The following is a 12070-nucleotide window of genomic DNA, read 5'->3' on the forward strand; positions in this document are numbered from 1 at the left end:
AACCATGCGGGCCCCTTTCCGTACCGGGATCAGCCTGCCTTGAGGTCGGCTTCGAGGGCGATCTCCTCGGCCTTCGTGTCCGTACCCGCCAGGTGCTTCTTGCTGCGCCGGTTGCGCCGCTCCAGGTACGTGGCGAGCGCGGTGAGCAGCAGGCACAGCACGATGTAGATCGCCGCGACGACGAGCGTCGACGGCACGATCGGCCTGCCGAACTGGCCCTGCGTGCCGATGTAGCGCGCGTAGTACAGCAGCTCCTGGTACGTCACCACGAACCCGAGCGCCGTGTCCTTGAGCAGCACCACCAGCTGGCTGATGATCGTCGGCAGCATCGACCGGATCGCCTGCGGGATCAGGACGAGCGTCATCACCTGGGTCTTGCCCATGCCCAGCGCGTACGCGGCCTCGCTCTGGCCCTTCGGCAGCGCCTGGATGCCGGCGCGGAACACCTCCGCCAGCACCGAGCCGTTGTACAGCGTCAGCCCCAGCACCACGGCCATGAACGACGACATCTGGATGCCCAGCGCCGGCAGGCCGAAGAAGAACAGGAACATCAGGATCAGCAGCGGGATGGCGCGGAACAGCTCGACGATGAAGGTCGAGATCCCGCGCACCCACGCGTGGTCCGACAACCGCCCCGCCGCGAAGACCGCACCGAAGATCAACGCCAGCACCGCACCCAGCGCGAACGCCTTGAGGGTGAACAACAACGCGTTCGCGAGGTCGCGCTGGACCTGCGCGTACTCCAGCCATTCCCAGCGGCGCGCGGTGAACTGCCCGCTGTCGTAGAAGCGATAGACGATGAACGCGAGTACCGCCGCCACCACCAGGATGCCGATGACCGCGAACAGGCGGTACCGCATCCGGGCGCGCGGCCCGGGGATGTCGAACAGGACGTTGCTCATCGGGACACGCTCCACCGCTTCTCGAAGGCACGCTGGACCAGCGACAGGACCGCGACCAGGATGATGAACCCGAGCGCGACCCACAGCAGGCCGACCAGCTGGTTGTCCCCGCGCTCGGCGAGGTACTGCCGGATCGCGCCCGCCTCGACCACGTTGAACCCGGCGGCGATCGTGGTGTTCTTCAGCAGCGCGATGAGCATGCTCATCAGCGGCGGCACCACCGAGCGCACCGCCTGCGGCAGCACGATCTGGCCCAGCACCTGGGTGAACGACAGGCCCAGCGCCCGCGCCGCCTCGGCCTGGCCGACCGGCACGGTGTTGATGCCGGAGCGCACGACCTCGCAGATGAACGCCGACGTGTAGATCGTCAGCGAGACCACCGCGGCCGTGAAGTAGCTGAGCTTGACCACGTCCAGCAGCGGGTACGCGAAGACCAGGAACGCGAACACCAGCGTCAGCGGCGTGTTGCGCAGGATCGTCACGTACACCGTGCCGACCGCGCGGAACACCGGGACGGGGCTCACGCGCAGCATCGCCAGGAACGTGCCGAAGACCAGGCTCGCCACCGCCGCGATGACGAAGAGCTTGATCGTGGTCAGGAAGAACGGACCATAGAGGTCCAGGTTGTCGAGCAGGACGTCCATCGGGCCTTCCCCGCCGCGGGTCGAATCAACGAGGCCGGTGGGCGCTCGGCACGAGCACCCACCGGCCACTGCCGGAAATCAGTATCGCTGGATGGTGGGCTTGGTCGCGGTCGAACCCGACTTGCCCAGGGTGGCGTCGTAGATCTTCTGCCACGTGCCGTCGTCCAGCGCGGCCTGCAGCAGGTCGTCGATCTTGTTGCGCAGCACCGAGTCGTCCTTGTTCAGGCCGATGCCGTACGGCTCGGTCGAGAACGGCTCGCCGACGACCTTCAGGGTGTCGGGGTCCTGCGCGGCGAAGCCCTTGAGGATCGCGTCGTCGGTCGTGACGGCGTCCACCTCCTTGGTGTTCAGCTTCTCGACGCACTGCGAGTACTTCTGGAACTCGACGATGTTGCCCGGCTCGGTCAGGCCCTGGTCGCGCACGCGCTGGATCGGGGTCGACCCGGTCACCGAGCAGACCTTCTTGCCCTTCAGGGTGTCCTTGCCGGTGATCGAGTTGTCGTCCTTGCGCACCAGCAGACCCTGGCCCGCCTGGAAGTACGGGCCCGCGAACGACACCTGCTGCTTGCGCTTGTCGGTGATCGTGTACGTGCCGACGTAGTAGTCGACGGTGCCGTTGGCGATGGCCGCCTCGCGCGCACCGGAGTCGACGGTCTGGTAGGTGATCTTGCTTTCGTCGTAGCCGAGTCCGGCCGCGACGAGCTTCGCGATCTCGATGTCGAAGCCCGCGTACTTGCCCGTCGTCGGGTCCTTCTGGCCGAGGCCGGGCTGGTCGTCCTTGACGCCGATGGTCAGACCGCCCTTGCCCTTGATCTTGGCGAAGGTCGCCGAGCCGGGCAGGTCCACGTTCTGCGCCACCGTGTAGGACGGCGTGGCCGCGGAGTTGGCGCCCGAGTCGCCGGTGCCGCCGCTGGACGGCGTGCCCTCCTTGCCGCAGGCGGTCAGCGCGAGCGCGCCGACCAGCAGCCCTGCCGCCAGGGTGCGGATCCTCATTCGAACTTCCCTGCTTCCTCTGGTGGGGCGGCGCGCGTCGCGCCGCGGACTTCCTAGTGGGTCAGGATCTTGCCGAGAAAGTCCTTCGCACGGTCGGACTTCGGTTGCGTGAAGAACTCGTCCGGCGTGGCGTCCTCGACGATCTCACCGTCGGACATGAACACCACCCGGTGCGCGGCACGCCGGGCGAAACCCATCTCATGGGTGACGACGAGCATGGTCATGCCGTCGGCCGCGAGCGCGGTCATCGTGTCGAGCACCTCCTGGACCATTTCCGGGTCCAGCGCCGAGGTGGGCTCGTCGAACAGCATGACCTTCGGCTTCATCGCCAGCGCGCGGGCGATCGCGGCGCGCTGCTGCTGCCCACCGGACAGCTGCGCCGGGTACTTGTCCGCCTGGTTGGCGATCCCCACCCGCTCCAGCAGCTCCATCGCCGTCTTGCGGGCCTCGCCGCTCGGGACCTTGCGGACCTTCACGGGGGCGAGCATGACGTTCTCGACGATGGTCTTGTGCGCGAACAGGTTGAACGACTGGAAGACCATGCCGACGTCGGCGCGCAGGGCCGCGAGCGCCTTGCCCTCGGCGGGCAGCGGCTTGCCGTCCACCGCGATCTCGCCCGAGTTGATCGGCTCCAGGCGGTTGATGGCGCGGCACAGCGTCGACTTGCCGGACCCGGACGGGCCGAGCACCACGACCACCTGGCCGCGCGGCACCTCCAGGTTGATGTCCTTCAGCACGTGCAGGTCGCCGAAGAACTTGTTCACGCCGGCCGCCTTGATCATCGCCGGCGACGTCGCTGTGGTCATCGATCCCTCCATACACCCCGGCCCATCCGGCGATCTAACACCGAAGCGGCGGTCGCCGCCCGCAAATCGGACCAAAAGCAACCTAGGTGTCATCTGCGCACCCGGCCGAAACCTTAGTCAGCAGGTGAGCCGGTGTGCGCCCGGGTCCGGTTCCGGGTAGCATCAGGGTAGCAAAGGCATTACCACTGAGGGTAGCATGTGGGACATGAAGCTGAGTGTGAGTCTGGGTGAGGAAGACGTCGCCTTCCTGGACGAGTACGCGGCGCGGACGCAGGCGGGGTCCCGTTCCGCGGTGCTGCACCGGGCCATCGAGCTGCTGCGCGCCTCGCAGCTCGAGGACGCGTATGCCGAGGCCTGGCAGGAGTGGGAGATGGAGGAGTCGCGGTGGGAGGCCGTCGCGGGTGACGGTCTGGGCCGCTGATGCGCCGTGCCGAGATCAGGCTCGTCGACCTCGAACCGGTCCGGGGTGCGGAGTCGAACAAGACGCGGCCGGCGGTGATCGTCAGCAACGACGGCGCCAACGCGGTGGCCACCCGGCTGGGCCGCGGCGTGGTCACGGTCGTGCCGGTGACGACGAACGTGACGAAGGTGTACCCGTTCCAGGTACTCCTGCCGGCGAGGGCGTGCGGGCTGAAGGCGGACTCGAAGGCGCAGGCGGAGCAGGTGCGCTCGGTGTCGGTGGAGCGGATCGGGCGCAAGACGGGCCAGGTGCCGGCGGAGGTGATGGCGAAGCTCGACCAGGCGCTGCGGGTGCACCTGGGCCTTTAGCACGGGGCGCCGGTGAGCGGGTTTACCCTGGTGGGCGATGACTACGACAGAGGTCGGCAGAACGTACCAAATCCGTACTTTCGGCTGCCAGATGAACGTGCACGACTCCGAGCGCCTCGCCGGGCAGCTGGAGGAAGCGGGCTACGTGCCCGCTGCCGAAGGGGCCGCGCCGGACCTCGTCGTGTTCAACACCTGCGCGGTGCGGGAGAACGCGGACAACAAGCTGTACGGCACCCTCGGGCACCTGCGTCCCGCCAAGGACGCGAACCCGGGCATGCAGATCGCCGTCGGCGGCTGCCTCGCGCAGAAGGACCGCGGCGAGATCGTCAAGCGGGCCCCGTGGGTCGACGTCGTGTTCGGCACGCACAACCTCGGCTCGCTGCCGGTGCTGCTCGAACGCGCCCGGCACAACGCCGAGGCCGAGGTCGAGATCCTCGAATCGCTGGAGACGTTCCCGTCGACGCTGCCCGCCCGGCGTGACTCCGCCTACTCGGGCTGGGTGTCGATCTCGGTGGGGTGCAACAACACGTGCACGTTCTGCATCGTGCCGTCGCTGCGCGGCAAGGAGCGCGACCGGCGGCCGGGCGAGGTGCTCGCGGAGGTCGAGGCGCTCGTCGCGGAGGGCGTGCTCGAAGTGACGTTGCTGGGGCAGAACGTCAACTCCTACGGGGTCGAGTTCGGTGACCGGCAGGCGTTTTCGAAGCTGCTGCGCGCGTGCGGGGCGGTGGACGGGCTGGAGCGCGTCCGCTTCACCTCGCCGCACCCGGCCGCGTTCACCGACGACGTGATCGAGGCGATGGCCGAGACGCCGAACGTGTGCCACCAGCTGCACATGCCGCTGCAGTCCGGTTCCGACCGGGTGCTGAAGGAGATGCGCCGTTCGTACCGGGCGGCCCGCTATCTGTCCATTCTGGACAAGGTGCGCGCGGCGATGCCGGACGCGGCGATCACCACCGACATCATCGTCGGCTTCCCCGGCGAGACGGAGGAGGACTTCCAGGCGACGCTGGACGTCGTCCGCGAGGCCCGGTTCTCCAGCGCGTTCACGTTCCAGTACTCGAAGCGGCCCGGTACTCCGGCGGCGGAGATGCCGGGGCAGCTGCCGAAGGAGGTCGTGCAGGAGCGTTACGACCGGCTGGTGGAGCTGCAGAACGACATCGCGTGGCAGGAGAACAAGAAGCTGGTCGGGCGCAAGGTCGAGCTGCTGGTCGCGACGGGCGAGGGCCGCAAGGACGCCGAGACGCACCGGATGAGCGGCCGGGCGAGGGACGGCAGGCTCGTGCACTTCACGCCGACCGGTCCGGCGGTGGACCGCGAGGTGCGGCCGGGTGACGTGGTCGAGACCGTGATCACCTACGGCGCGCCGCACCACCTGGTCGCCGACGGTGACCTCCTGACGCACCGGCGCACGCGGGCGGGCGACAACGTGGCGGCGGGGCTGCGGCCGAAGACGGACGGGGTCAGCCTCGGGCTGCCGTCGTTCGGCGCCCCGAAGGCGGTGCCGGTGACGGGCGGGTGTGGCGCATGAGTGAGCACGAAACGGATCTGGACCGCCTGACCGCGGACGTCGACGCGATCGGCAAGAAGGCCGCGCGGACCGTCGAACTGGGGCGGCGCGGGTTCGTGCTGTCGGTGCTGGTGTTCGCGCTGCTGGTCGCGCAGCTGCTGCCGTGGGTCGGTCACCACGCGGGCTGGCAGGTGCTCGTCGGCCAGGGCGGGGCGATCCCGCAGCTGTTCGCCGTCACGTCGACGGTCATCGGCGTGCTGTGCTCGGCGCTGGCGCTGAGCACGCGCCTGTGGTGGCTGACGTGGGTGTGCGCGATCGGCGGCTGGTTCTCGTCGGTGGACGGCCTGCTCGCGGTGTGGTCGCAGCAGTCGGCGGGCGCGAACGGCGCCGCCGGCGGCGGTCCCGGGCTGGGCATGGTGCTCGCACTGGTGGCGATCATCCTGGTCGCGGCGAACTGGATGCGCACCGCCTTCTCCCGCAGCTGACCGCGGCCCGGGGTCGGGGAGAGATCGGCGCGGTCGACGTGCCACCGCCACGGCTTGAGCTGATCCGGCCGTTGCGCCAGCCCGCTCGGTGGCCGGTGGTCCCGGGTTCCGCCAGCCGCGCCAAGCGCGGGAGCCCGCTCAGTGGCCGCTGGCCTCGGGTTCCGCCCGTCGCGCGAGGCGCCCGTAAGCCCGCTCTGCGGCCGGTGGCCCCGGGTTAGTCCGTAGCGCCAGGTGCGCGCGAGCTCGGGTCCGCAGCCAGCGGCTCCCGGGTTCCGCCTGCTATGCCAACCGGAGCCTGCCCGGCGGCCAGTGATCCCGGTTTTCCGCCAGTCGCGCCCGATCTGCGGCCACCGAGGCCCGGTTTCCGCCAGTCACGGCAGCCCGCTCGGCGGCTGGTGGCCTCAGGTTCCGCCGGTCTTGCCAGCCACGCGCGAGCCCGGCCCGCAGCCAGTGGCCCCGGGTTTCCGCCACTCTTGCCAGCCGCGCGAGGCCGCCCGGCGGCGAGCCGCGTCGGTCCCGCCCTGCCGCCAGGCGGCGCCAGCCCGGCCGCGGGCCCACAGCGGTTCCGGCGGCCGTCCCGGCTTGCGGCAGCAAGCCCTCCCCAGCCCCACCGAGCCTCCCCGAACCTCCCCAGCCTCCCGCCCCGAACTCCCCACCCCCCAGCCCGCCGGAATCGCGAGCCCGGGTCAACCCCATTAGCCTCCTGGGCACATGCGCGCCGTTGAAACCGTTCTCGCCCTCGTCGTGCTCGCCACGGTCGTCACGGCGTTCGCGGGGCGGTTGCGGGTGCCCGCGCCCTCCCTGCTCGTCGTGGCGGGGATCGTCGCCGGGGTGCTGCCCGGGGTGCCCGACATCCGCGTGACGCCCGACGTCGTGAGCCTCGTCGTGTTGCCGCCCCTGCTGTTCGCCGCGGGGGAGGAGCTGCCGTGGCGGGACCTGCGAGCCGTGTGGCGGCCGGTCTCGGTACTGGCCGTCGGCCTGGTGGTCGCGTCCGCCGCGGTCGTCGCCGTCGTCGCGGCGGCCATCACGCCCCTGCCGCTCGGCCTGGCGTTCGTGCTCGGCGCGGTGCTCGCCAGCACCGACCCCGTCGCCGTCACCGCACTCGGGCGCAGGCTGTCGCTCCCACCCCGCGTACAGGCACTGGTGCAGGCCGAAAGCCTGTTCAACGACGCCACCAGCCTCCTGCTCTTCCGCGTCGCGCTGACCGTCGGCCTCGCGGCGGGCTCCGTGTCGTGGGGGCACACCGCGGCGCAGTTCGGCCTGCTCGTCGGAGGCGGACTACTGGTCGGCGCAGTCGTCGCGGCCGGGGCGTATGCGGTCCGGCGGCGCACGGAGGACCCGGTGCTGGAGACGGTGATCTCGCTCGTCACCCCGTACGCCGCGTACGTGCTGGCCGAGGCTGTCGAAGGTTCCGGGGTCACGGCGGTCGTCGTCGCGAGCGTCATCCTCGGCACCCAGGCCCAGCGCATGACCACCGCCCGCATCCGGCTCCAGCTCGGCGCCGTCTACGGGACCGTGGTGTTCCTGCTCGAAAGTGTCGTGTTCGGCTTGATCGGCCTGCAGCTGCCCGAACTCGTCCGGGACGTCTCGACCACCACCCCTTGGCCGCTGCAGGCCCTGGTCATCGCCGTGACGCTCCTCGTCGTGCGGCTGCTGTGGGTGTTCCCGCTGGCCGCGCTCCGCCAGCGGCGCGCCGGCGGGCGCCCGACGTGGCAGGTGCCGGCGGTGGTGTCGTGGGCGGGTGCACGCGGGGTCGTGCCGCTCGCCGCGGCGTTGTCGATCCCGCTGACCTCACCGCCGGAGCACGGCGACCTCGTCCTGCTGCTCACCACGGCCGTCATCGTCCTCACGCTCGTGGTGCAGGGCTTCACGCTCGCCCCGCTCGTGCGGCGGACAGGCGTCGCGCTGACCGCCGAGGCCGTGCGGCAGGAACACAGCTCCGCCCGGCTCCGGCTCGCGAAGGCCGGTCTGTCCTACCTCGACGAGCTGGCCGAGACCGAGGCCGCGCCGCGGTTCCTCGTCGACCAGCTGCGGGACGCGTGGCAGGCGCGGCTCCAGCGGATCTCCGAGAACGAGCCCGACGAGATGACCAACCTGACCACCGCGCAGGCGTACCGGAAGCTGCGGCGCCAGGTGCTGGCGGCGGAGGGGCGGGAGCTGGACCGGCTGTTCCGGGCGGGCGAGGTCAGCGACCACACCCGTCGCGCGATCCAGCGGGTGCTGGACCTGGAACACGCCGGCCTCGGCGACGACTCCTAGCCCGCGCCGTCCTTGACCTCGACCTTACTTCAGGTTTTGACGTGGCGCCGAACCTGGAGGTGATCGTCGGCAGTGTCCGCAGTGGACGGTTCGGTGCGCACGTCGGAGGCTGGGTGCAGAAGGCACTGCTCGACACCGGCGTCGACGTCGATCTGGTCGACCTGGCGGAGCTGAACTTCCCGCACATGATGGACGGCCACTCCGACGCGGCGGCCTTCGCGGAGCGCGTGGGGTGGGCGGACGCGATCGTGGTGGTGACGCCGGAGTACAACCACAGCTACCCGGGCCCGCTCAAGTCCGCGATCGACAGCGTGCGGGACGAGTGGAAGGCCAAGCCGGTGGGTTTCGTGTCGTACGGCGGGATGTCGGGCGGGCTGCGGGCGGTGGAGGCGCTGCGGCTGGTGTTCGCGGAGCCGCACGCCGTGACCGTGCGGGACTTCGTGAGCCTCCACAACCCGTGGGGCAGGAAGGACTACCCGGGCCCCGCGGAACGCGATGCGCTGCTGGGCATGCTGCGGCAGCTGACCTGGTGGGCGCGGGCACTCGGCAACGCCCGCGCCACGGTGCCCTACCCGGCCTGACGCCCCCGCGACGCCGACCGAAAACCGAATCGCCTCAGCGGTCCGCGACCGCCCGCTCCGCGGCGACCATCCACTCGCGCCACTGCGCGGCCTGCTCCTCGGCCTGCTTCGCACGGCGCTCGTCGCCCGCGGCACGCGCCTTCGCGGCCTGCGCCTCGAACTGGTGCACCCGCTCGCGGAACTGCTCGACCCGCGCCTGCGCCTCCGGATCGGTCCGGCGCCAGCGGCTGTCCTCGGCCTCGCGGATCCGGTCGGCGACAGCCTTGAGCCTGCCGTCCAGCTCCCGCATCCGCTCGCGCGGCACCTTGCCGATCTCGTCCCACTGCTCCTGCAACCGCCGCAGGTGCGCCTTCGCCGCCTCGAGGTTCGCCGCCGGGTCGATCTTCTCGGCCTCGGCGAGCAGTTCCTCCTTCTTCGCGGCGTTCTCGGCGAACTCGGCGTCCCGCTCGGAGAACACCGCCGACCGGCGCGCGAAGAACTTGTCCTGCGCCGCGCGGAAGCGCTGCCACAGCGCGTCGTCGGTCTCCTTCGGCGCGCGGCCGGCGGCCTTCCACTCGGCCATCAGGTCCTTGTACCGCCCGGCCGTGGGCCCCCAGTCGTCCGAGTCGACGAGGGACTCCGCCTCGGCGATCAGCTCCTCCTTGCGGGCCTTGGCCGCCGCACGCTGCTTGTCGAGCTCCGCGAAGTGCGAGCCGCGGCGCCGGTTGAACGCCTCCCGTGCCTTCGAGAACCGCTTCCACAGCTCGTCGTCGGTCTTGCGGTCGACGCCCTTGATCGTCTTCCACTCGTCGAGGATCGCGCGCAGCCGGTCGCCGGCGGCCTTCCACTGGGTCGACTCCGCGGCGATCTGCTCGGCCTCCTCGGCCAGCGCCTGCTTGCGCGCGATCGCCGCCGTGCGGGCCTCCTCGCGCTCCTGCTTGGCGCTGGCGAGCGCCTCCTCGGCCTTCGCGACGATGCGGTCCAGCCGGTCGCCCAGCGCGGCCAGGTCCCCGACCACCGCCGCGTCGGCGAGCCCGTCCCGCAGCTGGACGGCGCTCGACAGCGCGTGCTTGGGGTCGCCCGCCCCGGAGTTCAGCCGCGTGGCCAGCAGTTCGACCTCGGTCCGCAGGTCGTCGAAGCGGCGCGCGTAGTGCAGCAGCCCCTCGTCGGGACTGCCCGCCTGCCACACGCCCACCGCGCGTTCACCGTCCGCGGTCCGCACGTACACGTTGCCTTCGTCGTCCACCCGGCCCCAGCGGGACGGGTTCGGCTCGGCGGGGGGAACCGGCCGGTCCTGGCCCGCCGGCGGGTGCGGCAGCGGCATCTTGTGCGGCGCCGGGGCGCCGGGCGTGATCTCGTCGGCCATCGCAGGCTCCTTATCGCCTGTCGGGCCCGCCTGGTCCGGCGGGCGCCCCACCGGGGTGGGGCCGGGTCGTGCGGGGGAGCGCTTCGACCCCCACGCCGCATTCAAGCAGTTCAGCACGGCTTGTGGTACTCGGTGCGGTGGTCGGAGCGGGTGATTCTACTGTGGCTGGCTGTCGGGCGGGGGTGTTGCGGGCCGCCCGGTAACCTCGACCAGTGTGATCACGCGTGCCGTCGTGGTGCCACACCCCCCGTTGCTGGTGCCACGGCTTTCCCCCGGGCCGGAGCCCGAGCTGACCGCGTTGCGCGACGCCTGCGTGGCCGCCGTGCGCCGTCTCGGGCCGGTCTGGACTGCGGTCGGTGTGCACGAGAAAGACCAGGTCATCGCGCCGGGTTCGGCGGGCACCTTCCGCGGTTACGGGGTCGACGAACGGGTCCGGCTGTCGGCTTCCGGCACCGGGTCCGGCCTCCCGTTGCCCGCGCTCGTCGCGGGCTGGCTGCGGGAGCAGGCGGGTGCGGAATCGGTCGAGGTCCGGCTCGTCGCCGCGACCACACCGCCCGCGGAATGTGCCCGCTTGGGCAAGGAACTCACGGGTGACCTGCTCATCCTCGGGGACGGCTCCAACCGGCACGGCCCGCGTGCGCCCGGCAGTGAGGACGAACGCGCCCCGGCGTTCGACGACGCCGTCGCGAAGGCGCTCGCCAACGCCGACACCGAGGCCCTCCTCGCGCTGGACCCGGCGCTCGCCGACGCGCTCGGCGCCCGGGGCCGCGTGCCGTGGCAGGTGCTGGCGGGCGTCGCCGGTGACTGGCGCGCCGAACTGCTGTACTCCGCGGCACCCTTCGGCGTGGGGTACCACGTCGCGGTGTGGGAGCGCGGGTGCTGAAGCCGATCGCGGTCGTCGGCCCCACGGCGACCGGGAAGTCCGACCTCGCCATCACGCTCGCCGAACGCCTCGGCGGCGAGGTGGTCAACGCCGACGCCATGCAGCTCTACCGCGGGATGGACATCGGCACCGCCAAGGTGCCGCCGCAGGAACGCCACGGCGTCCCGCACCACCTGCTCGACGTCCTCGACGTCACCGAGACCGCTTCGGTCGCCGCGTACCAGCGTGACGCCAGGGCCGTCGTCGAACGGCTGCTGGCCGACGGCAAGGTGCCCGTGCTCGTGGGCGGATCGGGCCTGTACGTGCAGGCGGTGCTCGACGACCTCCGTTTCCCCGGCACCGACCCGGCGATCCGCGCGCGGCTCGACGCCGAGGCGGCGGAACTCGGCCCCGCAGCGTTGCACGAACGGCTCACCCGGCTCGATCCCGCGGCCGCGACGGCGATCCTGCCGTCCAACGCGCGCCGGATCGTGCGGGCGCTGGAGGTCATCGAGCTGACCGGGCAGCCGTTTTCGGCGAACCTGCCCAAACCGGGACCACCCCGTTACGACACCGTGCTCATCGGGATCGACCGCGCGGTCGAGGAACTCGACGAGCGCGTGGAACTGCGTGTGGACCGGATGTTCGCCGAGGGGCTCGTGGCCGAGGTGCGCGCCCTCGCCGCCCGTGGCCTGCGAGAAGGCAAAACCGCTTCCCGCGCTTTGGGGTACCAGCAGGTGCTGGCGGAGCTGGATGGTGCCGGGGACTTCGCGGCAGCCGCCGCGGCCACGAAACAGGCCACGCGCCGATTCGTTCGCAGGCAACGATCCTGGTTCCGGCGGGACGCGCGGATCCAGTGGTTCGACGGAAGCGATCAGGACGTGGCCGAGCGAGTGCTTTCCGTGGTGGCCCAGTAGT

The 12070-nt window shown here is 71.2% G+C and carries 13 protein-coding genes; 8 read left to right on the plus strand and 5 right to left on the minus strand.

The annotated features are described in order from the left end of the window. Positions 1-29: 29 nt before the first annotated feature. The 4 genes from ABFX51_RS11655 to ABFX51_RS11670 form a co-directional block, all read right to left on the minus strand. Entirely contained in the window at positions 30-902 is an 873-nt protein-coding gene (locus tag ABFX51_RS11655) for an amino acid ABC transporter permease (protein WP_091512830.1), read from the minus strand. Then, positions 899-1546, minus strand: coding sequence for an amino acid ABC transporter permease (locus tag ABFX51_RS11660; protein WP_091512833.1), 648 nt, complete (start codon positions 1544-1546; stop codon positions 899-901). Before ABFX51_RS11660 ends, ABFX51_RS11655 begins: the two co-directional genes overlap by 4 nt. A 78-nt stretch (positions 1547-1624) precedes the next feature. Further along, positions 1625-2539 (minus strand): glutamate ABC transporter substrate-binding protein, encoded by a 915-nt coding sequence (locus ABFX51_RS11665; protein ID WP_091512835.1) that lies wholly within the window; start codon positions 2537-2539, stop codon positions 1625-1627. A gap of 53 nt (positions 2540-2592) precedes the next feature. After that, complete coding sequence (locus tag ABFX51_RS11670) at positions 2593-3321, minus strand: amino acid ABC transporter ATP-binding protein (protein WP_177228880.1); 729 nt, start codon at positions 3319-3321, stop codon at positions 2593-2595. Positions 3322-3550: 229 nt separating this feature from the next. Between ABFX51_RS11670 and ABFX51_RS11675 the strand changes: the two genes are divergently transcribed. The 6 genes from ABFX51_RS11675 (at position 3551) to ABFX51_RS11700 (ending at position 8945) form a co-directional block, all read left to right on the plus strand. Continuing rightward, complete coding sequence (locus tag ABFX51_RS11675) at positions 3551-3766, plus strand: ribbon-helix-helix protein, CopG family (protein ID WP_091512986.1); 216 nt, start codon at positions 3551-3553, stop codon at positions 3764-3766. Further along, positions 3766-4113 (plus strand): type II toxin-antitoxin system PemK/MazF family toxin, encoded by a 348-nt coding sequence (locus ABFX51_RS11680; RefSeq protein WP_091512840.1) that lies wholly within the window; start codon positions 3766-3768, stop codon positions 4111-4113. The genes ABFX51_RS11675 and ABFX51_RS11680 overlap by 1 nt, the downstream gene beginning before the upstream one ends. Before the next feature lie 37 nt (positions 4114-4150). Further along, positions 4151-5641: a tRNA (N6-isopentenyl adenosine(37)-C2)-methylthiotransferase MiaB gene (gene miaB, locus ABFX51_RS11685; RefSeq protein WP_091512843.1), complete on the plus strand. Its 1491-nt coding sequence runs from the start codon at positions 4151-4153 to the stop codon at positions 5639-5641. After that, positions 5638-6105 carry an Rv2732c family membrane protein gene (locus ABFX51_RS11690; protein WP_346053736.1) on the plus strand — a complete coding sequence of 156 codons (468 nt, stop codon included), beginning with the start codon at positions 5638-5640 and terminating at the stop codon, positions 6103-6105. The genes miaB and ABFX51_RS11690 overlap by 4 nt, the downstream gene beginning before the upstream one ends. A gap of 711 nt (positions 6106-6816) precedes the next feature. Next, positions 6817-8364 (plus strand): Na+/H+ antiporter, encoded by a 1548-nt coding sequence (locus ABFX51_RS11695; protein ID WP_091512848.1) that lies wholly within the window; start codon positions 6817-6819, stop codon positions 8362-8364. A 41-nt stretch (positions 8365-8405) separates the two neighbouring features. Next, the gene (locus tag ABFX51_RS11700; protein WP_091512850.1) at positions 8406-8945 is read left to right on the plus strand and encodes an NADPH-dependent FMN reductase; all 540 of its coding nucleotides are present in this window, start codon (positions 8406-8408) and stop codon (positions 8943-8945) included. Between the two features lie 34 nt (positions 8946-8979). On the opposite strand, the gene ABFX51_RS11705 is transcribed toward ABFX51_RS11700, so the two are convergent. Next, positions 8980-10290 carry a DUF349 domain-containing protein gene (locus ABFX51_RS11705; protein ID WP_091512852.1) on the minus strand — a complete coding sequence of 437 codons (1311 nt, stop codon included), beginning with the start codon at positions 10288-10290 and terminating at the stop codon, positions 8980-8982. A gap of 214 nt (positions 10291-10504) precedes the next feature. Between ABFX51_RS11705 and ABFX51_RS11710 the strand changes: the two genes are divergently transcribed. Both ABFX51_RS11710 and miaA read left to right on the plus strand, forming a co-directional pair. Further along, entirely contained in the window at positions 10505-11173 is a 669-nt protein-coding gene (locus ABFX51_RS11710; protein ID WP_091512854.1) for a DODA-type extradiol aromatic ring-opening family dioxygenase, read from the plus strand. Further along, on the plus strand, positions 11167-12069 hold the full coding sequence (miaA, locus tag ABFX51_RS11715) for a tRNA (adenosine(37)-N6)-dimethylallyltransferase MiaA (protein ID WP_218153557.1): 903 nt from the start codon (positions 11167-11169) through the stop codon (positions 12067-12069). Before ABFX51_RS11710 ends, miaA begins: the two co-directional genes overlap by 7 nt. The last annotated feature ends 1 nt before the right edge of the window (position 12070 follow it).

It is taken from the genome of Amycolatopsis dongchuanensis (genome assembly GCF_039542405.1).
In the GTDB taxonomy this organism is placed as follows: Bacteria; Actinomycetota; Actinomycetes; order Mycobacteriales; family Pseudonocardiaceae; genus Amycolatopsis_E; species Amycolatopsis_E sacchari.

Bases quoted from the DNA above. Each gene is read 5' to 3' on its own strand.
- ABFX51_RS11705 (WP_091512852.1), bottom strand. From the start codon at position 10,290: ATGGCCGACGAGATCACGCCCGGCGCCCCGGCGCCGCACAAGATGCCG.
- ABFX51_RS11665 (WP_091512835.1), bottom strand. From the start codon at position 2,539: ATGAGGATCCGCACCCTGGCGGCAGGGCTGCTGGTCGGCGCGCTCGCG.
- ABFX51_RS11675 (WP_091512986.1), top strand. From the start codon at position 3,551: ATGAAGCTGAGTGTGAGTCTGGGTGAGGAAGACGTCGCCTTCCTGGAC.
- ABFX51_RS11680 (WP_091512840.1), top strand. From the start codon at position 3,766: ATGCGCCGTGCCGAGATCAGGCTCGTCGACCTCGAACCGGTCCGGGGT.
- ABFX51_RS11695 (WP_091512848.1), top strand. From the start codon at position 6,817: ATGCGCGCCGTTGAAACCGTTCTCGCCCTCGTCGTGCTCGCCACGGTC.
- ABFX51_RS11655 (WP_091512830.1), bottom strand. From the start codon at position 902: ATGAGCAACGTCCTGTTCGACATCCCCGGGCCGCGCGCCCGGATGCGG.
- miaB (WP_091512843.1), top strand. From the start codon at position 4,151: ATGACTACGACAGAGGTCGGCAGAACGTACCAAATCCGTACTTTCGGC.
- ABFX51_RS11670 (WP_177228880.1), bottom strand. From the start codon at position 3,321: ATGATCAAGGCGGCCGGCGTGAACAAGTTCTTCGGCGACCTGCACGTG.
- ABFX51_RS11690 (WP_346053736.1), top strand. From the start codon at position 5,638: ATGAGTGAGCACGAAACGGATCTGGACCGCCTGACCGCGGACGTCGAC.
- ABFX51_RS11660 (WP_091512833.1), bottom strand. From the start codon at position 1,546: ATGGACGTCCTGCTCGACAACCTGGACCTCTATGGTCCGTTCTTCCTG.